Source organism: Amycolatopsis sp., assembly GCF_036008905.1.
Classification (GTDB): domain Bacteria; phylum Actinomycetota; class Actinomycetes; order Mycobacteriales; family Pseudonocardiaceae; genus Amycolatopsis.
This window is the reverse complement of the sequence record NZ_DASYMU010000161.1, coordinates 26,268-48,368: the sequence shown is the minus strand read 5'-3', so window position 1 is coordinate 48,368 and position 22,101 is coordinate 26,268. Positions and strand designations below refer to the sequence as shown.

The following is a 22,101-nucleotide window of genomic DNA, read 5'->3' as shown; positions in this document are numbered from 1 at the left end:
ACGACGCTACCCTCGGATCCGGCTCGCCAAAGCCTTGGACCTTCACCACTTGCGGGACTTTTCCCGGTACGAGATGTCGACATCTCGCAGTCGCGCGCGTTCGGTGCCGAGGTCGGTGTCGTAGCCGTGGCCGGGATGGACGACGGTCTCATCGGGGAGATCCAACCGGCGGATCGAGTCGAGCAGGGTCGAGGTGCTGGACCAGATGTCGCCGGTCGCGCCCACACCGCCGGCGAGCAGGGTGTCGCCGCTGAACAGCAGGCTTTCGTCGGGCAGGTGGAAGCTGACCGAACCGGCGGTGTGCCCGGGCGTATGGAGCACGACGACCGAGGTGCCTGCCACCGTCAATACCTGCCTGTCGGCGAGTTCGGCGTCCGGACGCCGAGTCGGGTTGACCTTGGCCCAGAGCCTCGCGTCGGCGGGATGCAGCAGGACGGGCGCGCCGGTCCGGTCGGAGAGCTCCAGGGCGGCGTCGCTGTGGTCGTTGTGGGCATGGGTGCAGGCGATGCCCACGACCTCCCGGCCGTCCACGGCGGCGAGGATCGCGCTCACGTCGAATCCGGCGTCGACGACGAGCACCTCGTTTTCGTCGCCGATCAGCCAGATGTTGGTGTCGACGGCGAACGAGACGCCGTCGAACCGGTAGTTGCCCGCGGTCACCGTCAGCTCCACCTCGGCCAAGGTGCTCACCCCCTCACGACCGTCACAGGCTCGCAGGGCGGCCGGGACGTGGAGGTCTCAAATAGCGACACCTAGGACGAGCCCTGGGTGCGGTGGCAGGTCGGATCGTCGCGCCGGTCGGCGGGGATGGAGAAATCCTCGGGAAGACCGAGTTCTTCGCCCTGGTACAGATAAGCGGTTCCCGGCAACGCGGGGGCATCGGCGATGAGTGCGTCGAAATCGCCGAGCGTGCAGACGACGGCGTCACATCACCACGGATCTGCCGTGCCGAGTTCCTTCCTCGGCCACGAAGAGCGCGGCCAGTTCGGCGGCCGCCTGCTTCGCGGTGGCTTCGGCGTCCTCTCCCGCGATGACCGCGACCTCGGCCCGTTCCAGGATCCGCCAGGTCGCGTCCATCTGCGGGAACGACGGCATCGGGGTTCCCCCTTCGCAAAGTGCCGCGAATTGCCGCAGCGCGCCGTCCTCGGACACCGTGCCGTGGGCGGCGACGGGCGCGACGATGCCGTCCGAGAGCGCCTCCATCACGTCGTCATGCGTGATGTAGTCGGCGAACAGGTCGTGCGCGATGATCTTGTTGGCGCCGTGCTTGCCCATGACGAGCCCGTGCACGAGGGTGAACGCCGAGACCGGCGCGCCACCGGCGAACGGCGGCACCGCGCTGACGGCCACCGGGATCCCGGTCTCCCGCACCCGCTCCAGCGCGTCGGAACTGCTGATCAGGTACGGGCTGCGGCCGGTCGCGAACAGCTCGATCGCCTCGGTCCGGTCCATCGACCGGCGCAGGATTCCCGCGCCCGACTCGCCGAGCGCCTGCAGCAGCTCGAACGCGGCGATGGATTCCGGGGTCGCCAGCCCGATGTTCGACGTGTCCCACTCGCCCTCGGGGGTGCGGCCGAACAGCCAGCCACCCGCGCTCGTGAACAGCGGCCAGATCTGGAACGGATCACCGGTCTCGCCGACGCGCAGCGTGAAGACGTCGCTCACGCGCCCGGAATCCCGCAGGATCTTGCCGGTGGCCACGAGTTCGTCGAACGTCATGGGCTGGCGTGGCGCGAGATCGGTGTTGCGCAGCAAGGCGACCGTGTCGACGCTGGTCGGCAGGCCGTACAGGCGGCCGTTCACGGTGAGTGCGGACAGCGCCCACTCGGGGAAGCCCTTCTGGTGTTCCGCGGAGAGCACTGTCGGCTCGATGACGTCACGGGCGATCAGGTCGCCGATCCAGTCGTGCGGGCAGATCAGCGCGTCGGCCACGGACTCGGACTGCGGATCGGAGACGAACCGTTCCTGCGGATGCTCGGCGGCTTCCGTCTCGAAGGTGGCGTTGACGCCGTAAGTCGCCAGGAAGTCGTCGTGGAACCGCCCGAGCGCGGCGGACCTGGTCGAGTCGGCCTTGATCCGCAGGTTCGGCTCCAGCTCGGTCAGCCTGCCGTACTGGTTGCGCAGCCAGCGCACGCCGGCCGCGTCGGTGAAACTCAGCGTCACCCGCCGGCTCGCTCCGCGTCGCGACGGCTGCTCCTCGTCGACCGGGTAGAACTGCGGCTTGCCCGACGGCGGCACGACCACGTAGTTGACCTTGGTGCCCTCGGACCTCTCGCCGGCCGCCGGCACGGTCAGATACGCCTGGTAGACCGGTGTTTCCGACGCGTTGCGCACGAACGCGCCCCAGCGCCCGTCCGGCGACTCGCCCCACCACGCCGAAACCAGCGCGGCCTGCGCCCGGCGCGCGAACGCCTCCTGGACGGCCCTGGCCTCCGCGTTGACCCGGTCGCGATCGGACTCGATCTGGTACGTGCGGCGCGTGACCACCACCGCGACCGCCGCGAACCCCAACGCGAGGAGGGAGCCGAATCCCTGTAGCCAGCTTGGTACGTCGCTCCACCCGGCAGCCAACGGCACTGCGCACACCTCGTCTGTGAAAGGGGGACCTCCGGTCCGGCACCGGATCCCGCCACGAGGTCAAGTCGCCCGGTGCGCTGCCGGTGTTACACGGCCTGGCTCTGGGGAAAGTCCCTCAGATAGGTGTCGAGTTCGGCCGCACCCGTGAGCATGGCGCGGCCGCGCCTGGTGAGCCGGGTGCGCCACTCGCCCAACGTGGCGTTGAGCGGCTCGACACCGCCGGCCGCGCGGACCTGGGCGAGCAGCGGGGCGATCTGGCCGAGCAGGTATCCGCCGCGCCGGAGTTGGTGAGCGAGATGGGCGTCCCGGACGTCGTCGGCGGTGTAGACGCGGTAGCCGGTCTCGCGGTCGCGTTCGGGATGGAGCAGCCCGGCCAGCTCCCATTTACGCAGCGTCGCGGGCCGGATTCGCAGCTGCCGGGCGAGCGGGCCGACGAACATCCGCCCGGCCGGGGACCGCTCTGTGGGTGCCAGCGCGTGGAGGGCTTTCTCTACCGCGGTGAGGGTTTGCCGGTCTTTGAGGAGTTGGACGTGGCTTTCGTCGACCAGCGCGAGCGCCTCGTCGAGGGCGCCTTCGTTGACCGCTCGCAGGATCGCCGTGGCCGTCGAGTGCCCGTGTCCCGGGATCAGGGCGACGAAGGTGCGCAGTGCTTGTTCGTGGAGGTGGGTGTAAACCCGGTAACCGTGGGGTGTGCGCTCGGCGGGCGGGAGGATGCCCTCCTCTTCGTAGTTGCGCACCGCCTGGGAGGACAGACCGTGCCCGCGCGCCAGGTCGATCGGCCGCATCGGCCCTCCTTGATGGTTTAAGGTTTTTCTCTGTTCTTCAGGTGGTTTCGGGGAAAGTTTAAATGGGCGGTTCAACGATAGAGTTGAGGGCATCACACCGGACGTCAACCAGAACGGGAATCTTCATGGCTATCCACCCTCCGCTCGACGAGACCGGATTGCCCTTCACCGGGGAAAACATCGGCACCGCCTTCACGAAACTCCTCGAATCCTTCCCGAGAAAGCCGCGCTTGCTCGGCTTCGGCGAACCTACGCACGGCCTGGAAGCGTTGCCGCAGCTGCGAAACGCGCTGTTCCGGCATCTCGTCGAGCACGAGGGCTACCGGTCCATCGCCATCGAGAGCGACTGCCTGCTGGGCTTGCGTGTCGACAGGTTCGTGACCGAGGGCGCCGGGTCGCTCGACGACGTGATGCGTCACGGATTCAGCCACGGCTTCGGCGAGTCGGCGGCGAACCGCGAGCTCGTCGGCTGGCTGCGGGAATACAACCGGGACCGTGCCGAGGCGGACCAGGTGCGGTTCTTCGGGTTCGACGGCCCGCTGGAGATCACCGCCGCCGCCAGCCCGGGACCCGCCCTCCTCGCGCTGCACGACTACCTCGCCACCCACGTCGACAGCGGTCTGCTCCCCTCGGGCGACATCGCGCTGCTGCTCGGTGACGAGGCACAGTGGACCAACCCCGACGCGGCCATGGATCCCGCGCAGTCGGTGGGCGCGGCCGACGAGGTGAAGACCTTGCGCCTGATCGCGGACGATTTGCACGCCCTGCTCACCGCGCAGGCCCCGCACCTCGTGTCGGCGACCTCGCGAGACGAGTGGTGGCGGGCGAGTCTCCACGGGCGCACCGCGGCCGGGTTGCTGCGCTACCACACCTGGATGGCCGATACCTCCGCGAGCCGCGTCGGGCGGCTCATGGGCGAGCGGGACGCGATGATGGCGGACAACCTCTTCGCCATCCTGGAGCGCGAGGCGCACCGGGGGCCCACGTTGGCGTTCGCTCACAACGGTCATCTCCAACGTGACAAGGGCAGGTGGCAGATGGGGGACATAGCGCTGGAATGGTGGAGTGCCGGAGCGATCGCCGGAACCCGGCTGGGTGAGGAGTACGCGTTCGTCGCCATGGCAATGGGCGAGGTACCCGAAATGGGGATCGGCGTTCCTCCGTCGGACACTCTTGAAGGCGTCCTGCATACGTTGCCGCAGAACCGTTACGTCCTTGATTCGGCAGGGCTGGCCACCGCCCTTCACGAAACCAAGCTGCTCGTGCGCACCGACATCGACTACCGCTACATCCCGTTTGACCCCGAGCACCTCGAGAACACCGACGGCGTCGTCTTCCTCAAACACATCCCCGCCCCCTGACCCGCCATCTGTCGACAGATGGCGGGCCGGCGCGCAGCGTGAAGTCTCAGCTGAGGGATTTGGTCCAGGTGGCGATGGCCTGGTGGAAGACCGAGGCGTTCGGCGCGTAGTTGATCGCGTGGCCGTAGCCGTCGAGGATGAACGTGCTCAGCGGCGCCGACGGCGAGTAGAACGGCTGCTCCGCGATGCGCAGCGCGTCCGCCGTCGCGCAGTCGGCGCCGAGTGGCGGCCCGCAGTAGTGGTGGTCGTTGCCCTCGACCATCAGCACCGGCACGGTGATCAGCTTCGTGAACGGGATGACGACGTTCGTCAGCAGCAGGGTGTCCACCGCTTCGGTGGCGGCGAAAACGTCCTTTGTGGACTCGTCTTCGGCGATGGCGCCGGGGACGTTCGGGCCCGGCTCGTGGAACGCGGTGTACCTCGTCCCGGCCCTCGTGGTCAGGTAACCGAGGTCGAGGCCCCGGCTCGCGAGCTGCGGGTCGAGCGGCGCGGGGATCATGTTCGCCAGTACCGGCGCGACGGTCACCACGTTCATTTTGTGGGTGAGGCCGGTGACCAGCACGGCGTCGACGTCGTGGTAGAGGCCGGCTTCGATCAGCGCCATCGCTGAACCGATGGAATGCCCGCCGACGATCACCTTGGCGAACCGCGGCCGCAGGGTCTGGATCACCTGGTGCACCGCGGTCGCCTGCGCGGTCGCGGTCACCAGCGCGCTCAGCGGCTTCGAGCTCTTCCCGGTGCCGAGCCGATCGACGGCGAGGGTGGCGATCCCGGCCTTGTTCATCCCGAGCCGGTACGAGCGGGTGCCCCCGCCGTACGCGATGTCCCAGTACGAGCTGTTGTAGGTGCCGCCGGGGATCAGGACCTGGACGGTCTTCGCGCCGTCGGGCACGCACAGCTTGCCGTACATGGTCTGCGGCGTGCCGGCGAGCGTGACGGGGACTCGAAGGTCCTGGCAGGAAACCGGCGCGGCCGTCGCGGTGCTGGAGACGGGCAGGAGACAGGCTCCCGCGGCGAGCAGCGCGGTGGCACACAGACGGCGGAAACGGGGCGAACGCAAGGAGAAGAACCTCCGGTCAGGTACGGGGAACCGCTGTCATCGGCAGACGGCTGGGATAGGCGGCCGAGGTGAACTTGACGCGAACCGGTTGCTCCGGAACGGGAACGAGCCGCCAGTTCGTGAGCACGGTGGCCACCGTGATGATGATCTCGGTTTGGGCGAAGACATTACCGACACACTGCCGGGTGCCCGCGCCGAACGGGATGAACGCGCCTTTCGGCAGGTCCCCGGCTCGGCCGGGATCCCAGCGATCCGGATCGAAACGGCCCGGATCCGGGTAGGAACGGGGATCGAAGTGCAGCGCGTGCGGGCTGATGATCACTTCGGTGCCCGCCGGGATGTGTTCCCCGCCGAGTTCCACGTCGGCGGTGGCCCGGCGCATCAGGATCCAGATCGGGTACATCCGCAGGACCTCGTTGACCACCTGCAGGGTGTAGGTCAGCTTCGGGACGTCCGCGACACCGACCGGGCGCCCGGCGAGCACGGTGTCGATCTCGGCGTAAAGCCGTTGTGCCACCTCGGGATTGCGGGCGATCTCGTGGAAGATCCAGGACAGCGCGAGCGCGGTGGTCTCGATCCCGGCGGTGAGCAGGGTGAGGACCTCGTCGTAGGTCTGCTGGTCGGTCATCGTGGCGCCGGTGTCCTCGTCCTGCGCCAGCAACAACATCGACAGCACGTCGCCGTGGTCGACGCCGTCGGTTCGCCAGCTCTCGATCACCTCCAGCACGATGGCCCGCATCCGCTCGATGGCGCCGTCGAACGCGCGGTTGCCCGGCACCGGCAGCTTTTCCACGAACGACGGCGAAAGCGCGCGGATCATGCCCTGTTTGATCACCACGAAGATCGACCGGCGCACTTCGTCGATCGCGCGTTTCCCCATTTCGGTGGAGAACAGCGCCTCGCCGACGACCGTCACCGCGAGCCCCTGCATGTCCTTGTCGATCTCGCGGATTTCGCCCGGCTGCCAGGATCCGGTCAGCTCGGTCGCCGCCCGCACCATGGTTTCCGCGTACCGCGCGATGCGGTCGCGATGGAAGGCGGGCTGGATCAACCGCCGCTGGCTCCGGTGAAAGGGCCCGTTCGAAAGCACTAAACCATTTCCGAGATACGGTCGGAATTTGTCGAACATCGCGCCCTTGCGGAAACTGGCACCCTCGGTGACCAGCACGCGATGGGTCAATTCCGGGTTGGTCACGAAGAAGGTCGGCATCGGGCCGAGATCGACTCGGACGATTTCACCGTGCTCGCGCAGTGAATCGGTGAACGCGAACCGCCGCCGCAGCATCGACGGTGTATGACCGAGCAAAGGCCAGCGGCTCGGGGCCACCGGTACGGCCATGTGGTGCTCCTTGAGAGGACCGAAGAAAGGGGAAGGCCCACAGTGGCGTCATTCGGGGATGACGACAACGTCCGTTCGGGTGCGGAAGGACCCCCGAACGGGTGGACATGGGCAAATGGCGGTCACGCGGATGGCGGAATTGGGCCGCTCGAAGGTGTGGCTAGTATTGTCCGCTTCCGCCAACGAATGAGGTGTGCGTCATGACTGCACGGCAGGACTGGGTACCGCCGAGCGTGGATACATCCGTGCCCAGCATGGCGCGCACGTACGACTACATGCTCGGCGGTGGGCACAATTTCGCGGTGGACCGCGAGGTGGGAGCCCAGATCAGCAAGGCGATGCCAGGGCTGGGACATGCGGCGAGGGTGAATCGCGCCTTTCTCGGACGCGCGGTCCGATACATGACTGACAATGGAATCCGTCAATTCCTCGATATCGGTTCGGGTATTCCGACGGTGTCCAACGTGCACGAGGTCGCGCAGGACGCGTATCCGGAATGCCGCGTGGTGTACGTGGATCGCGATCCGGTGGCGGTCGCGCACAGTGAACTCATGTTGGCCGACAACGACCTGGCGGCGGTCGTCCACGCCGATATGCGGGACCCCGAAGGCATCATCGGAAGTCCGCAGGTGAAGCGGCTGCTGAACTTCGACGAGCCGATCGGCTTGCTGATGTTGCTGATGCTGCACTGGATCCCGGACGAGTCCGACCCGCCGGGGCTGATGGCTCGGTACCGCGACGCGCTGCCGAGTGGAAGCCTTTTCGCGATGACGCATGTCACCGGTGATCACCAAGGGGAAAACCTCACCGAGGCCACTGACGTGATCAAGCGGAGCAAAAGTCCCGACCAGGTCAATTTGCGCACCCATGCGCAGGTCACCGGCTTGTTCGACGGTTTCGAACTCGTCGAACCCGGTCTTGTCGGCTGCGGCGAATGGCGGCCACGCGGGCCCGGGGACATCGCGGACGAACCCGAAATGAACATGCTCGTTTACGCCGGTGTCGGCTGTAAGCCGTAGGCGTCGATCGGGTGACGCGATTTCACGCCGTCAGCCGAACGTATACCGAGGTCGGATTAGGTACACTTCCGCGCAATCTCAAATCACAGCAGGGTTAACGTGGATGCCGAATCCCAGTCAGAGACCGGACGCCACCCCGCCTTCGCCGGACGGCGCCCGCGGGAGGGCTTTACTCGCGCGAAAATGGACGTATCTGCTCAGTGGCGTTGTTGTCATCCCGCTCAACCGGGAAGAACTCGATCAGGAATTGCGCGAGCAGCTCGAAGTGATCTGCGAAGCGCTGCTGGCCGGGACCTTCGACGCGGTGGCGGTCGAGCAGGTGGGGGATAAGCTGGTCACGCTCGGCTATGTCGGCGAGCCGGGTCTGCGCTGCACCCTGGACGTGCTCGGAAAGGGCCTGCTGTCCCTGCCCGAGTTCCGGCCGGTCGAAAGGTTCGCCGAGCCGATCGTGGCCGTGTTGAGCGCGCTGGCGTGCGGATTCCTCGCCGGGAGTCAGCGCATTGTGCTGCGCCAGCAGGAAAGCCTGCACCTGTCCCTGCTCAAGGCGGTCCGCGACGCCAACTGGAACCTCAAGCAGAGCGAGGCGCGCTTCGACGAGGTCGCCACCTCCTCGGCGAGCGGCATCATGATCATCGATCTCGACGGGCGGCTCGAACGGGCCAACACCGCGCTCGCCGAGATGCTCGGCATCTCCGCGGCGGAGCTGACCGGAGCCAGCGTTTTCGACCTCGTGCACCCGGATTCGGTGCAGCTCCTGCGCGACGGGATGGCCAGTGTGCTCGAAGGCACGATGGACCGGTTCCGGCAGCTGCAGCGGCTTCGCCGGGCCGACGGCGACATCGCGCGGATCTCGCTGACCGCGTCCCTGCTGCGCGGCGCCGACGACGCTCCGAGCCACTTCTTCCTGGTCGCCGAGGACGGTACCGAACTCATGCTGCTGCAAGGAGAACTGCACCGGCAGGCACTGCACGACGTGACGACCGGCCTGCCGAACCGGCAGTTCTTCGGCACGCACCTGGAGAGCGTGCTCCGGCGCGCCGACTCGACGCGCGGCATCACCCTGTTCCACCTCGCCCTCGACGGGTTCGCCATGGTCTGCAACAGTCTCGGCAGGCGTGCCGGTGAACAGCTGCTGGTACACGTCGCCGGTCGGCTGAAGACCGTCGTGGCTCAGGAAAAGGCCATGATCGCGCGGTTCGACGGCGACGAGTTCGCGATCGTGGTCGAGAATTCCGCGACCACCCCGGACGTCGCCGCCACCGCCGCCAAGATCAACGAGGAACTCGCCGAACCGTTCTATGTGGACGGTCACGGGGTGGCCGTTTCGGCGAGTATCGGTGTGGTGCACCGGCCGCCGCGGGACTTCGATCCGGCCGAGTTGCTGCGCGCCGCGGACCTGACCCTGCGCCGCGCCAAGGCGGGCCGCCGGGGACAGTGGGAACTGTTCCACCCCGACGAGGACGTCGAGGACCGGCGTGTCCAGCTGCTCGCCGTCAGCATGGCCGGCGCGTGGGAGCGCGGCGAGATCGGGGTGCACTACCGGCCGATGGTCGACCTCGGCTCCGACGGCAACCCTGTCGCGGGCATGGAAGCGCTGCTGCGCTGGGATCGCCCGGACGGCGAAGTACTGCCGCACAGCCGGTGCATCGAGCTGGCCGAGCAGACCGGCCTGATCCTGTCGCTCGGCGAATGGCTGCTCCGGGTCTCGGCTGGGCAGGCGCAGTGGTGGCATCAGCAGTCCGGCTTCGATCATCCGGTCTCGATCGGCCTCACCCCGCACCAGTCCGCCGACGCGGATCTGGTCTCGCGCCTGGTGCGCGTACTCGAAGACACCGGCCTGCGGCCCGGACAGCTCATGGTCGGCATGCCTGTGGCGGTGCTCCCGATGGCCGTGGCCGCCGACAACCTCATCGTGCTCTCCGACATGGGCGTCCGCACGGTCATCGACGACTTCGGCCTCGGACCGGGAGACGTCGCGGCGATCGAAGACCTCCATGTGCGATTCGTCCGCGTCGCCCGTGGTCTCACCGAGCGTCTCGCCAGCACGGACCCGGCGTACGTCGGCACGCTGATGCCGCGGATCCGGCAGGCCGGCGCGACGGTCATCGTCGACGGCATCGACACCGAGGACCAGGCGAACTGGTGGCGTAAGGCGGGTGCGGGCCTGGCCACCGGCGAGTACTTCGGCACCGCGGGCCCGCCCGCCGACATCTTGGCCTAGGTCGCGCCCAGCCACCGGTCGAACCACGCGCGGGTGCGGCGGAGCAGATCGAGCTGGTGGTTGCGCTCCCGGATTGGGTGGTTCTCCCGCGGATAGACGACGTACTCGTGCTCGACGCCGAATCGGCGAAGCGCGCGGTGGAAGAACTCCGCCTGGGAGACCGGGACGTTGGTGTCGCACTCGCCGTGCACGATCAGCACGGGGGTGCGGATCTTCGACGCGAACGAGATCGGGCTGAGCGTGTCGTGCCGGTGCGGACCCGTGCCCTCCCAGCCGGTGCTTCCCCCGAGCGCGGCCTCGAACGGTCCCAGTTCGCCTGCCGCGGCAAGCATTCCCCAGTCGCTGATGCCCGCCCCCATGAGCGCGGCTTTGAACCGGTCTGTCTGCCCGACCGCCCACGCCGCCACGAAACCGCCGTGGCTCCAGCCGCCGATGCCCAGCCGATCGGCGTCGGCGACGCCGTCTTCGATCAGCAGGTCGATCCCGGTGAGCAGGTCGGTCCACTCGTCCGTGCCGACCGCGCCGGCGACACTCACGGCGAACGCGTGCCCGTGCCCCAGACCGCCGCGGGGGTTCGGCAGGAACACCGCGTAGCCCGCTGTCGCCAGCCACTGCCCGGAGGGATACCAGCCGAGCATGAGCTGATCGGCGTACCGGTCGTCCGGGCCGCCGTGGACCAGCGTGACGAGCGGGAACGGGCCGTCCTCGCGGGACTTGCCCGCGGGCAGGATCAGGAGACCGTCCAGCGCCAGTCCGTCGGATGCCCGGTAGGACAGGCGTTCCTGGACGCCCCACCGGATTCCGCGCAGTTCCGGGCTGGTGTCGCTGACCCGGGTCAGCGGCCCCGGCAGGGATCCGGCGTGGACGTCCTTGGGTTCGTGGCACGTGCTCATGACGGCCGCGACGACGTCACCGCGCCGGCTCACCGTCAAGGACTTCGCGAAACCCTTGACGCACAACACTTCCCCGAACCGGAGCGCCGCCGGGTCGAGCCGGTGGACCGCGGTGTCGAGGCCGTCGGCGAACAGCGCCAGCGGCACCCCGGAACCGACCTGGACGAGCTCGGTAGGGCAGATGTTCATCCCGGCCGTCAGGTTGCGATGCTCACCCGTCGACAGGGTGACGTCGAAGACCGCGTAACCGCCGACCAATCCGGGCGGCGTCACGGCCAAGTACGCCAAATGCCAACCGCCTGCGGCGTGCCACCAGGCGAGCGAACACGCTTCCACGCCGGCCGGCCCGAGGTCCCGCGTCGCACCGCTTTCCGGGTCGAAGAGGTGAAGCCGCGGCTCGATCGGGCCCAGATTCACCTCCGGCGTCGCCCAGGTGAGCGCCGCCAGCGGGCCGTCGTCGGGCCGTTGGGCCAGCTCGACCACGTGCCGGTCGCCGAAGGCTGCCGGCGTCCGGATCTCGCCTGTCCCGAGATCCAGTAGCCGCAGCCGGGACGGACGCACCCGCTCGCCCCACACCCAGGCGTCGTCCTTCTCGTTCGCCCGGCGCTCGTCCTCGTCCGTCGGCTCGTCCGGGGCGACGATCGCGACCAGCTCGGGGTCCGCCAGCGGAAGATGATCGCTGATCCCGCTCTTCCACTTCGTGAGGGCTTCGGCTTCACCCCCGGCGACCCGGATCCGGTGCAGCTGCACGGTTCCACGCTCCGCCCGATCCGACAGGAAGAAGATCGACTCCGAGTCCGGCGCCCAGCGCGGAGCCGAGTCCTCCGCCGAGCCCACCGTGAGTTTCCTCGCCGGCGCGCTTCCGTCGACCGCCGAGATCCACAAAGTACTGACCGGGAACTCGCCCGCCCGGCCGACCGCGGCGACCACGAAAGCCACCCACCGGCCGTCCGGCGACAGCACCGGATCGGCCGGTACACAGCTGTCGGCCACGAGTTCCGCATTCACCACGTCGTCCACAGTGCTCCGTTCGTCGCCCGGGCCCATCCTGTCAGTCGGCGTCCGGATCTCTAGGGTGGTGCCATGCCAGCGACGCTGAGTTCCACTAAGACCAGGGCCGCGCTCCGTACGTCGGCGCGCGTTTCCCTGCAGATGCTGCTGCTGTTGGTGGGAACCGGGGTGGCGCTGTGGATTGTGGGCCAGATGTGGTCCGTGGTCTGGCCGCTCGTGGTCGCCCTGCTGCTCACGACGTTGACGTGGCCGTTGACCCGGTTCCTGCGGCGGCGCGGGTGGCCGCCCGCGCTGGCGGCGTCGCTGGTGACCGTGCTGTTCCTGCTGGTCGCCGCGGGCATCGTGGTGCTGATCGCGGTGCCGGTGGCGTCGCAGTCCGGTCAGCTCGTCGACGGCGTGGTCGACGGGATCCAGCGGCTGCGGACGTGGGCCGCCGGGCCGCCGCTGAACATCGGTGACGACCAGGTGACGCAAGCCCTGGACTCCGCTGTCGCGCGCCTGCAGGACAGCGTCGGCAGCGTCATCGACGCGACGCTCGCCGGGGTGGGCACCGTGGTCAACGGTGTGGTCACCGCGGTTCTCGCGCTCTTCCTGATGTTCTTCTTCCTCAAGGACGGCCCGCGGTTCGTGCCGTGGCTGACCAAGCAGCTCCCCGGCAGGCTCGCCGTCGACGTCCCGGTCGTGGCCACGCGCGGCTGGGACACCCTCGGCGCGTTCGTGCGGTCCCAGGCGTACGTGGGCCTGCTCGACGCCGTTTTCATCGGCGTCGGCCTGTGGATCGTCGGCGTGCCGCTGGTGCTTCCCTTGGCGGTGCTGACTTTCGTGGCGGCGTTCGTGCCGATCGTGGGTGCGCTGTTCGCCGGGTTCGTCGCGGTGCTCATCGCGCTGGTGTCGAACGGCCTGACCGACGCGCTGATCGTGCTGGCCATCATCATCGTGGTGCAGCAGCTCGAGGGAAACGTGCTGCAGCCCATGCTGCAGAGCCGCGGACTCGGCCTGCACGCCGCGGTGATCCTGTTGGCGGTGACGCTCGGCGGCAGCCTGGCCGGCATCGCGGGCAGCCTGCTCGCCGTGCCCGTCGCGGCGCTGCTCGCCGTCCTCTGGAACTACCTGCGAGAGCAGCTCTCCGACCCGTCCCCGGACCCCGACGACGCCGAGCACTCTCCGACCCAGCTTCCCTCGTGAGTGTTTCGCGGGGTTATTGGTGGGTAAGGCAAACATGGCCGTGCTGTGGGATGCCCTGAACGACCTTCGCCATCTGTCGACAGATGGCGGTAGTTGCGGACGCTGGGTATCACGTGATGTCGACATCTCGTGGCGCGTGGTTCGTCGTCACGACCCCGGCGGCGTCAAGCCTTCAGGAGGAGGAAGTCGCCGTGGCCGCCGTAGCCGAGCACCGGTTCGGCGTACTGCGTGCTGTCGAAGGTGATCATCCACCAGGCCCGGCCGACCGGCACGATCATCGGGTGCGGGATGTTGGTGCCGTACGGGGCATCCAGGACGCCGAGCCGGCGCAGCGAGAGGTCGTAGACGGGGTAGTGGCGGGCATGGCCGTCACTGGCCAGCAGGTACCACTTGCCGTCGATCTTCTGCAGGATGGTGCCCTCGGTCTGGTCGAGCGAGGTGTCGGCGCCGACGAGTTCGAGGTTTTCGTCGTAGTCGGCGCCCCGGGGGCCTGCGGCGAGGGCGGGGTGGAACACGAAAGCCGGTTGCTGGGCGGGGCTTTCGACGTACCCGACATGCCACCGCCCGTCGATCTTCGTCAACGACGGGTCCCACGAGCTGACGGTGGTGGGCAGCATGAGCCGTTCGGTGGCGAGCACGTGTACTCCTGAGAGCACGTCGGCGCGCGTGGTGGTGTGGCGGACGTGCACGCCGTCGAAGTCGAAGTCACCCCATGAACTCATCGCCACGATGAAGTGCCGCCGCTCGTCGTCGTACACGATCTGCCCTGCGTGATCGCCCAGCACGACGCCGTCGCGCTGGAAGAACAGGGTCGCGACCTGTTCCAGTTTCGACGGATCGGCGAGGTCGAGGGTCCACACGGCCCAGTGGGCCTGCTGGAAGAAGCCGAGCCCGGCGTTGGTCATCGTCAGATAGAGCTTGCCGTCCTTGACGTACGGGCGGCCGTCGGCGTGCTGGACCACGTGCGGGTCGCGGATCCCGGCCTGGCCGAAGTACCCGGCCCGCACCCGGCCGAGCACCGTCGATCCGGTGCCCCGGCCGCCGTACGCGTAACCGAGTTCCCCAAGCACAACGGGATCGCGGAGGTCGATCAGCGCGCGCACACCGTCCCGTTCGGTGAGCAGCGGTTGCCAGCCGGTCCCGGTGCCGGTGGTGTCGGCGAGCACGGTGACGGCGTTTTCGTTGACCACCAAGGCGAAACCGAAGGGCGCGGGCAGGTCCGCCGGCACGGATTTCACCACCGTGGCCGCGCCGCCGACGGTGATCTCGATGCCTGCCCGCCCGGTCGCGGCGTCGTAGAAACCGAGCACCGAGCCCGCGTCGCCGGCCAGCCCCGCGGTCACCCCGGCCGTGTCGTCGAGCCGCCGTACCTCGACGGTCACCGTGCCGTACGGCGCGACGGGACGGATGCCGGTGGTGAGCAGGGTGCCGGCGAAGGCCGAGCGCCGAGGGGTCACGACGCTGTCGAACTGCACGAACCGCGGAGCGATCAGGTCGAACGGGCGATACCGGTCCGTCACCGCGAAATGCAGGCCGACCGGGGATTCCTCGGCGCCCGCGAGCAGGCTCCCGCCGCCGATTTCGTGCTCGCTCACATATCCTCCTGGAAGGCCTGGACAGGATCGGGGCCGGGTTTCAGCCCTCGCCCATGACAAGACCTTCGATCGTGTGCTTTTGCGTGATCGGCTCGAGCTTCCCGACGATAGGGCAGTGCAGGTGGGCGCGCACGGAATCGGGCAGTGAACGCCAGAAATCCCCGGTGACGGCGGTGTCGTGCTGGGCGTCGTTGCCCGCGCCCGGCGCGTCGACACCCAGCACGAGCACCGGCCGCGATTTCGCCGAGTGGTTGGTCGTGCCCCGGTGGACCGTCAGCGCCGACCTGATCGAGATGTCGCCCATCCGCGGATACTTCCGCTGCGCCAGCGCCTCGAACCGCGGGTACGCCGCCTTGGCCGGGAACATGCCGTGCTCGAAGTCCGCGCCGTCGTCCCAGTGGGTGCCCGGGGCGACCTCGAACGGTCCCATGTCGGCCTCGGTGTCGACCGCGGTGACATTGATCGCCAGTGACGTCAGCCGCCGCCCGGTGCGGGTCTCCTCGGGGCTGGGGAAGTCGCGGTGCCACGGCTGGTTCACCGCTCCCGGCAGCGGCACGTCGAAGCCGACCTCGACGATGCGGTAGTCGGCGCCCAGCACGGCTTCGCAGATCGCGGTGATCCAAGGATGGCTGACCAGGTCGACGAAGCCGCGCAGCTGCTCCGGATGGATCTCGACGTAGTAGCGGTGCGGGCCGCGTCCCACGGCGCCACCGGGCCGTTCGCGCGCCTCCGCGAACGCCGTGTCGATGTCGGCGCCCAGCAGTTTCACCCAGTCCCGGCTGAACGCGCCGGGAAGGCCGATGACGCCGTCCTGATCCAGCCGGTGGGTGAGATCGCGCAGCTCAGCGTCGATAAGCGGGGCGGCGGCTGCCTGCTTTGCGGTCATGACGGCTCCAAGGTCGACGGCGTGGCAGTTCAGTTTGCAACGTGGCATGCCACGTTGCAAGGTTTATGCTCGAAGCCGGCGAACAACGGGAGAGAACGTGGGTCCGAGGCTTCAGGACGTGGCGGCGCACGCCGGGGTGTCCGTGCGGACGGTGTCCAACGTCGTCAACGGGTTCCGGCACGTCGCGCCGGCGACCCGCTCCCACGTGCAGGCGAGCATCGACGCGCTGGGTTACCGGCCCAACATGGCCGCCCGCACGCTCCGCGGCAGCCGGACCGGGCTGGTCGCGCTGGTCGTGCCGGAGATCGACTCGCCGTACTTCTCCGAACTGGCCGCGCGCACGGTCCAGATCGCCGAGAGCCGCGGCTGGACCGTGCTCGTCGAACAGACCGGGGGAGACGCCGAGCGCGAACGGCGGCTGCTCAACGGTAAACGCCGTCACCTCGTCGACGGGGTGCTCTTCAGCCCGTGGTCCGTTTCGCCCGAGGAGCTCTCGGCCCGCACCGACACCATCCCGCTCGTGTTGCTGGGCGAGCACGACGGCACCTCCGGCGTCGACCACGTGGCGATCGACAACGTCGAGGCCGCCCGCGCCGCCACCGAGCATCTGATCGCCTCCGGGCGGCGCCGAATCGCCGCGGTAGGCGTGCAGTCGCACCTGTTCAACGCCACGTCCCGGCACCGGCTGCGCGGCTATCGGCGGGCGCTGGCCGAGGCCGGGCTGTCGTCGTCGCCCGAGCTCGAAATGGCGGTGGAGACGCTGCATCGCGGCGACGGGCACCGCGCGATGCTGGAACTGCTCGAGCTCGCCGAGCCGCCCGACGCCGTCTTCTGTTTCACCGACGAACTCGCTCTGGGAGCGCTGCGGGCGGCGGCGGATCGCGGGGTCCCTGTCCCCGAAAGCGTCGCCCTGGTGGGATTCGACGACATCGAGGACGGCCGGTTCAGTATCCCGGCCCTCACCACCGTCGCCCCGGACAAGCGTCGCATCGCCGAATTGGCGCTCGACTGCCTGGCAGAGCAGGGCACGCACGCGGCCGGCCGATCGATCATCGCCCCGCACAAGCTCGTGGTGCGCCACAGCGGCTGACTCCGGGGTTCCCGCTGTGAGGCGCCCCACCTGTTGTCACATCCGGCTCGGCTATCCAGTCCAAGCTGGTGAACCGACAAGAACAGGGGACGTCATGCGCAAGATCCTGGTGGTGGGTGGCGGGTACGCGGGCTTCTACACCGCATGGAAGCTGGAGAAGCGGCTGCGCCCGGACGAGGCGGAGCTGACGGTGGTCGATCCGCGTCCGTATATGACTTATCAGCCGTTTCTGCCCGAGGTGGCGGCCGGCTCGGTCGAGGCCCGTCACGCCGCGGTGTCGCTGCGCCGGCACCTGCGCCGCACGCGGCTGGTCGCCGGCACGGTGACGATGGTCGACCACGCCCACCGCCGGGTGACGGTCCGTCCCGCGGACGGCCCCGAGTTCGACCTCGGCTACGACGTCATCGTCGTCACGGCCGGTGCGGTCACCCGCAAGTTCCCGGTGCCCGGCATCGCCGAGCAGGCGATCGGCATGAAACACGTCGAGGAAGCGGTGGCGATCCGCGACCGGCTGCTGACGGCGTTCGACCGGGCATCGGCGCTGGAGCCGGGGCCGACGCGCCGGAAGCTGCTCACGGTCACCTTCGTCGGCGGCGGTTTCTCCGGGGTCGAGGGGTTCGGCGAGGTGCTTTTACTGGGCACCGCGCTGCTGAAGTCCTACCCCGAACTCGATCGGGGAGAACTGGAGTTCCATCTCGTCGAGGCCCAGGGCCGGATCCTGCCCGAGGTCACCGACCGCCCGGGCCGCTGGGTGGTCAGTTCCTTGGAACGGCGAGGTGCGCGGGTGCATCTGAACGCGCAGGTGGTGTCCGCTGTGGACGGACACGTCACCCTGTCCACAGGGGAGGAATTCGACTCCGGGCTGATCGTGTGGACCGCGGGCAACGGCGCGAACCCGGTGGTGCGCAAGCACACCGACCTGCCCATCGACGAACGCGGGCTGCTCACCGTGCGCGCCGATCTGAGGGTCGGCACCGACGACGAGCCGGTGCCGGACGCCTGGGCGGCCGGTGACGACGCCGCTGTGCCCGACCTCACCTCACGCGTGCCGGGCGCCCGGACCGTGCCGAACGCGCAGCACGCTGTCCGCCAGGGCAAGCTCTTGGCCCGCAACATCGCCGTCACCCTGCGCGGCGGGACGGCGAAACCTTATGTGCACCACGGTCTCGGCACGGTCGCGACGCTGGGGCTGGGCCGCGGGATCTTCCAGTACCGCCGTCTGGTGATCAAGGGTTTCCCGGCCTGGCTGATGCACCGCGGGTACCACGTGCTGGCCGTGCCGAGCTGGGAGCGCAAGCTCCGCGTCCTGGCGATCTGGCTGACGGCGGCGTTCTTCGGCCGCGACATCGTCTCGCTCGCCTCCGTCGAACACCCGCGTGACGCCTTCGTCTCCGGCGGCGACCCGATACCGGAACAGAGTGCCCGACTAGCCGAGACGGTGACCCGATGACCCTTCCCGAACAGCAGATCGCGACCTCGGTGCTCGTCATCGGCACCGGTGGATCCGGGTTGCGTGCCGCCATCGAACTGGCCGAGCGTGGTGTCGACGTACTGGTGGTGGGCAAGCGGCCGAAGGCGGACGCGCACACCTCGCTCGCCGCAGGCGGAATCAACGCCGCACTGTCCACTATGGACGGAGAAGATTCGTGGCAGCAACACGCCGCGGACACGCTGAAGGAGAGCTACCTGCTCGCCCATCCGGAGACGGTCCGGATCGTGGCCGAGAACGCCGAACGCGGGATCGCAGACCTCGAGCGGTGGGGAATGCCGTTCGCCAGGGAAGCCGACGGGCGGATCTCCCAGCGCTTCTTCGGCGCGCACACCTACCGGCGCACCGCGTTCGCGGGCGACTACACCGGGCTGGAGATCCAGCGGACACTCGTCAACCGGGCCGCGCAGCTCGAAGTGCCGGTGCTCGACAGCGTCTATGTCACCCGGATCCTGGTGCGGGACAACGTGGTGTTCGGTGCCTACGGGTTCGACCTGGACACCGGGCGCCGGTACGTGATCCACGCCGACGCGGTGATCCTCGCCGCCGGCGGGCACACGCGGATCTGGCGGCGGACCTCGTCGCGGCGGGACGAGAACACCGGCGACTCGTTCAGGCTCGCGGTGCTGGCCGGTGGCCGCATCCGGGAACCGGAGCTGGTGCAATTCCACCCCTCGGGCCTGATCGACCCCGAAAACGCGGCAGGCACCCTCGTGTCCGAGGCGGCGCGGGGCGAGGGAGGGTTGCTGCGTAACGCTTCCGGCGAACGATTCATGGTCCGGTACGACCCGAAGCGGATGGAGCTGTCCACTCGCGACAGAGTCGCGCTCGCGGCGTACACCGAAATCAAGGAGGGGCGCGGCACTCCGCGCGGTGGCGTGTGGCTCGACGTCTCGCACCTGCCGCGGGAGACGATCATGCGCCGGCTGCCGCGGGTTTACCAGACCCTGCTCGAATTGCAGATGCTCGACATCACCCGCGAGCCGATCGAAATCGCGCCGACCGCGCACTACTCGATGGGCGGCGTGTGGGTCCGGTCCGAGGACCACGGGACCGGGGTCGACGGCCTCTACGCGATCGGTGAGGCTGCCAGCGGCTTGCACGGGGCGAACCGGCTCGGGGGCAACTCGCTGATCGAACTGCTCGTGTACGGCCGGATCGTCGGCGAGGCCACCGCCGCGTACACCCGCGGTCTCCAGGCCCAGCACCGCTCCCCAGCGGCACTTGCGGAAGCGCGCGGCGAGGTCGACGAGCTGCTCGCCGCCGACGGCCCGGAGAACGTGCGGGCCCTGCAGCGCGCGCTGCGCGACACGATGACCGAGCACGCCGGTGTCGCCCGCGACGAGACGGGACTCCGGAAAGGACTGTCCGAACTGGACGAAGTCGAGGAACGGAGCAAGAGCGTCGGTGTCCATCCCGACATCGCCGGTTTCCAGGACCTCGCGCACGCGTTCGACCTGAAGGCGTCGGCGCTCGCGGCGCGCGCCACTCTGGAGGCGGCCCTCGAACGCCGCGAGACGCGGGGCTGCCACAACCGTTCCGACCATCCGGAGTCCGACCCGTCGCTGCGGGTGAACCTGGTCTGGGCGGGACCGGGGCGGATCGACCGGGAGGAGATCCCGTCGATTCCCGGCGACATCGCCTCGCTCATGCGGGAGGTGTCGGCGGACCCCGGGAAGCTCGTGGAGTGAACGGAAGGGGCGTCCTCGCAAAGAGTTGCGAGGACGCCCCTTCGTATGTCTACTGAGGACTAAAGCGGCCGGGGCGCCCGGCGGTCGCGGCGCTCTTCGAGCTCCTCCGCGCTCACGGGGATGAGCATCGGCTGCCCGGCCACCCCGAACATCGTGGCGACGAACGCGCTCTCGGCGTCCGCGAGGTTGTTGCCGTCCTGGTAGTGGATGACGTCGCCGCCGGGCTCCCAGAACGACTCGCCGGCCTTGATGACGCGCTGCGGTTCACCCTCGAGCTCGAAGATGATCTCGCCCTTGAGCACGTACCCGAACGCGGGACCGGTGTGACGATGCGGCGGGGCGCCTTCGCTACCCGGAGGGAGGGTGACCAGGATGGTCATCGCGTCGGCGTTGTCCGGGATCGGCGGAGCCGGTACCGAGGAGATGAGGTCGATCTTCGGCGGCGGGGTGGTCGCGTTCGGGTTCTCGAGGTGGTGAGAGTGTTCGACGGTCATGGTTTTCCTTCGCTGTCAGGGTTGTCGTCAGCAAAGACCGGACAGCGCCTCGATCTGTGACAGCCATTCCTTGACTCGCCGAAGAAAACTCAGAGATCGAGCACGACGTCGCCGTCCGGGCGGGCGCAGGACCACCGGGTCGGGACGTCGCACGCTTCGGCGAGTTCGAGCAGGGAGGACGATTCTGCGGACCAGCGGACGGTGATGCCGCTGCGGGCGAACGTGATCCGCGGTCCGGTCCAGGTTCCAAACCGCTGAGCGAGGCCGGGGTGAGGCGCCGATTCGGTGCGACGCCGGTGTAGAAGACATGTTCGTGGGCGCGGGGGAGCGGCTGGGTGGGTGGCTCGTGAGTGTTTACGGGGTTCTATTAATAACACTTGTTGCCACTCACGAGCCACCCACCCAGGTCGACGCGTGCGCCCGTCGCTTAGCGAAGCGTCACCGCCCGCCTCGGCGCGATCGACCACCTCCTCGCGAGGCACTTCGCCCCGCGCATGCCGCGGGACGGATCGTTGGCACCGCCGGCGACATCGCCGGCGCGGTCGTCTTCGCGCTCACCGACACCTTCATGACCGGCATCTTGTTGGGCATAGATGGTGGCGAACCCCTGGTCTGATGGTCCACAGTGGATCCTGAAAGCCGGCAGACGCCTGATCCGTACCGGAAGTGAGGTATCCATCTTGAGGGAAATCGAAGCGATAGCGGTCGACATTTTCGGCACCACCGTCGACTGGCGAACCGGAGTCGTCGATGGGCTGCATCGCCTGGCGGCGGACAAGGACCTGTCGTTCGGCGCCGGTGCCCTCGCCGACGCGTGGCGAGAACGCTACTTACCCGCGGTCGCGCAGATCAACAGCGGCGAGCGGGCGTGGGCGAATCTCGACACCATCCATGCTGAAGCCCTGGACGAATGCTTGGACCTCTTCGGATATTCGGAGCATTTCGGTGCGGCCGAGCGGGAAGAAATGGTCCGTGCCTGGTACGTCCTGCCGCCATGGCGGGATTCTCTCGACGGCTTGCGGAAACTGCGGGAGAACCACATCGTCGTCGCGCTGTCCAACGGCGGCTTCGCCCTGCTGACGCGGTTGATCAAGACCGCGGGGCTGCCGTTCGACGCGGTCATCTCCGCCGAGAACGTCCAGGCTTACAAACCGGATGTCCGGGCCTATCGCCACGCCGCGCGGCTGCTCGACCTGCCACCTGACCGGATTCTGATGGTCGCCGCCCACACCTGGGACATCGACGGGGCTCGCGCGGCCGGACTGCGAACCGCCTTCGTGGAGCGTCCGGACGAGAAGGGCCCCGGCCGGACCGCGGACCGTGCCGAAGACACCACCTGTGATCTCACTGCCCAGAGTTTCACCGAACTCGCCGACGCCCTTGTACGGGGATAGGACCACCTCAT

General features: G+C 68.6%; 17 protein-coding genes. 8 read left to right on the top strand and 9 right to left on the bottom strand.

The features are described from left to right. Positions 1-42: 42 nt before the first annotated feature. The 3 genes from VGP60_RS28225 to VGP60_RS28215 all read right to left on the bottom strand — a co-directional run bounded on the left by VGP60_RS28225 (position 43) and on the right by VGP60_RS28215 (position 3,362). Entirely contained in the window at positions 43-690 is a 648-nt protein-coding gene (locus VGP60_RS28225) for an MBL fold metallo-hydrolase (RefSeq protein ID WP_327551149.1), read from the bottom strand. Positions 691-924: 234 nt separating this feature from the next. Next, positions 925-2,577 (bottom strand): sugar ABC transporter substrate-binding protein, encoded by a 1,653-nt coding sequence (locus VGP60_RS28220; RefSeq protein WP_327551148.1) that lies wholly within the window; start codon positions 2,575-2,577, stop codon positions 925-927. An 86-nt stretch (positions 2,578-2,663) separates the two neighbouring features. Continuing rightward, positions 2,664-3,362: a TioE family transcriptional regulator gene (locus VGP60_RS28215; RefSeq protein ID WP_327551147.1), complete on the bottom strand. Its 699-nt coding sequence runs from the start codon at positions 3,360-3,362 to the stop codon at positions 2,664-2,666. A gap of 125 nt (positions 3,363-3,487) precedes the next feature. On the opposite strand from VGP60_RS28215, the gene VGP60_RS28210 reads away from it, so the two are divergent. Continuing rightward, positions 3,488-4,723: an erythromycin esterase family protein gene (locus VGP60_RS28210; RefSeq protein WP_327551146.1), complete on the top strand. Its 1,236-nt coding sequence runs from the start codon at positions 3,488-3,490 to the stop codon at positions 4,721-4,723. A 46-nt stretch (positions 4,724-4,769) separates the two neighbouring features. Here the strand turns inward: VGP60_RS28210 and VGP60_RS28205 are convergent, their stop codons facing one another. Together VGP60_RS28205 and VGP60_RS28200 are read right to left on the bottom strand one after the other, a co-directional pair. Next, entirely contained in the window at positions 4,770-5,783 is a 1,014-nt protein-coding gene (locus VGP60_RS28205) for an alpha/beta hydrolase (RefSeq protein WP_327551145.1), read from the bottom strand. 16 nt (positions 5,784-5,799) lie between these two features. Next, positions 5,800-7,122: a cytochrome P450 gene (locus VGP60_RS28200; protein WP_327551144.1), complete on the bottom strand. Its 1,323-nt coding sequence runs from the start codon at positions 7,120-7,122 to the stop codon at positions 5,800-5,802. Between the two features lie 200 nt (positions 7,123-7,322). On the opposite strand from VGP60_RS28200, the gene VGP60_RS28195 reads away from it, so the two are divergent. Then, positions 7,323-8,141: an SAM-dependent methyltransferase gene (locus tag VGP60_RS28195; RefSeq protein ID WP_327551143.1), complete on the top strand. Its 819-nt coding sequence runs from the start codon at positions 7,323-7,325 to the stop codon at positions 8,139-8,141. 103 nt (positions 8,142-8,244) lie between these two features. Next, positions 8,245-10,362, top strand: coding sequence for a putative bifunctional diguanylate cyclase/phosphodiesterase (locus tag VGP60_RS28190; protein WP_327551142.1), 2,118 nt, complete (start codon positions 8,245-8,247; stop codon positions 10,360-10,362). On the opposite strand, the gene VGP60_RS28185 is transcribed toward VGP60_RS28190, so the two are convergent. Then, positions 10,359-12,275: a S9 family peptidase gene (locus VGP60_RS28185; protein WP_327551141.1), complete on the bottom strand. Its 1,917-nt coding sequence runs from the start codon at positions 12,273-12,275 to the stop codon at positions 10,359-10,361. The two genes, VGP60_RS28190 and VGP60_RS28185, sit on opposite strands and share 4 nt — an antisense overlap. Positions 12,276-12,338: 63 nt before the next feature. Here VGP60_RS28185 and VGP60_RS28180 point away from each other — a divergent pair, with 63 nt between their 5' ends. After that, a complete protein-coding gene (locus VGP60_RS28180) occupies positions 12,339-13,451 on the top strand; it encodes an AI-2E family transporter (RefSeq protein ID WP_327551140.1) in 1,113 nt (370 codons plus the stop codon). 164 nt (positions 13,452-13,615) lie between these two features. On the opposite strand, the gene VGP60_RS28175 is transcribed toward VGP60_RS28180, so the two are convergent. Together VGP60_RS28175 and VGP60_RS28170 are read right to left on the bottom strand one after the other, a co-directional pair. After that, positions 13,616-15,046 (bottom strand): hypothetical protein, encoded by a 1,431-nt coding sequence (locus VGP60_RS28175; protein ID WP_327551139.1) that lies wholly within the window; start codon positions 15,044-15,046, stop codon positions 13,616-13,618. 40 nt (positions 15,047-15,086) lie between these two features. Continuing rightward, complete coding sequence (locus VGP60_RS28170) at positions 15,087-15,932, bottom strand: phytanoyl-CoA dioxygenase family protein (protein WP_327551138.1); 846 nt, start codon at positions 15,930-15,932, stop codon at positions 15,087-15,089. A 97-nt stretch (positions 15,933-16,029) separates the two neighbouring features. On the opposite strand from VGP60_RS28170, the gene VGP60_RS28165 reads away from it, so the two are divergent. The 3 genes from VGP60_RS28165 (at position 16,030) to VGP60_RS28155 (ending at position 20,202) form a co-directional block, all read left to right on the top strand. Beyond that, positions 16,030-17,022, top strand: coding sequence for a LacI family DNA-binding transcriptional regulator (locus VGP60_RS28165; protein ID WP_327551137.1), 993 nt, complete (start codon positions 16,030-16,032; stop codon positions 17,020-17,022). Between the two features lie 94 nt (positions 17,023-17,116). After that, positions 17,117-18,472: an NAD(P)/FAD-dependent oxidoreductase gene (locus VGP60_RS28160; RefSeq protein ID WP_327551136.1), complete on the top strand. Its 1,356-nt coding sequence runs from the start codon at positions 17,117-17,119 to the stop codon at positions 18,470-18,472. Continuing rightward, positions 18,469-20,202, top strand: a complete 1,734-nt coding sequence (locus VGP60_RS28155; RefSeq protein WP_327551135.1) for an L-aspartate oxidase — start codon at positions 18,469-18,471, stop codon at positions 20,200-20,202. The genes VGP60_RS28160 and VGP60_RS28155 overlap by 4 nt, the downstream gene beginning before the upstream one ends. Before the next feature lie 59 nt (positions 20,203-20,261). On the opposite strand, the gene VGP60_RS28150 is transcribed toward VGP60_RS28155, so the two are convergent. Further along, positions 20,262-20,696, bottom strand: coding sequence for a cupin domain-containing protein (locus VGP60_RS28150; protein ID WP_327551134.1), 435 nt, complete (start codon positions 20,694-20,696; stop codon positions 20,262-20,264). A 680-nt stretch (positions 20,697-21,376) separates the two neighbouring features. Here VGP60_RS28150 and VGP60_RS28145 point away from each other — a divergent pair. Continuing rightward, positions 21,377-22,090: a haloacid dehalogenase type II gene (locus VGP60_RS28145; RefSeq protein WP_327551133.1), complete on the top strand. Its 714-nt coding sequence runs from the start codon at positions 21,377-21,379 to the stop codon at positions 22,088-22,090. Positions 22,091-22,101 lie beyond the last annotated feature (11 nt).

What these genes read in the sequence shown, in the direction of transcription:
- VGP60_RS28180 (WP_327551140.1), top strand. Translation starts at nt 12,339, where the DNA reads ATGCCAGCGACGCTGAGTTCCACTAAGACCAGGGCCGCGCTCCGTACG.
- VGP60_RS28195 (WP_327551143.1), top strand. Translation starts at nt 7,323, where the DNA reads ATGACTGCACGGCAGGACTGGGTACCGCCGAGCGTGGATACATCCGTG.
- VGP60_RS28160 (WP_327551136.1), top strand. Translation starts at nt 17,117, where the DNA reads ATGCGCAAGATCCTGGTGGTGGGTGGCGGGTACGCGGGCTTCTACACC.
- VGP60_RS28210 (WP_327551146.1), top strand. Translation starts at nt 3,488, where the DNA reads ATGGCTATCCACCCTCCGCTCGACGAGACCGGATTGCCCTTCACCGGG.
- VGP60_RS28215 (WP_327551147.1), bottom strand. Translation starts at nt 3,362, where the DNA reads ATGCGGCCGATCGACCTGGCGCGCGGGCACGGTCTGTCCTCCCAGGCG.
- VGP60_RS28155 (WP_327551135.1), top strand. Translation starts at nt 18,469, where the DNA reads ATGACCCTTCCCGAACAGCAGATCGCGACCTCGGTGCTCGTCATCGGC.
- VGP60_RS28170 (WP_327551138.1), bottom strand. Translation starts at nt 15,932, where the DNA reads ATGACCGCAAAGCAGGCAGCCGCCGCCCCGCTTATCGACGCTGAGCTG.
- VGP60_RS28200 (WP_327551144.1), bottom strand. Translation starts at nt 7,122, where the DNA reads ATGGCCGTACCGGTGGCCCCGAGCCGCTGGCCTTTGCTCGGTCATACA.
- VGP60_RS28190 (WP_327551142.1), top strand. Translation starts at nt 8,245, where the DNA reads ATGCCGAATCCCAGTCAGAGACCGGACGCCACCCCGCCTTCGCCGGAC.
- VGP60_RS28150 (WP_327551134.1), bottom strand. Translation starts at nt 20,696, where the DNA reads ATGACCGTCGAACACTCTCACCACCTCGAGAACCCGAACGCGACCACC.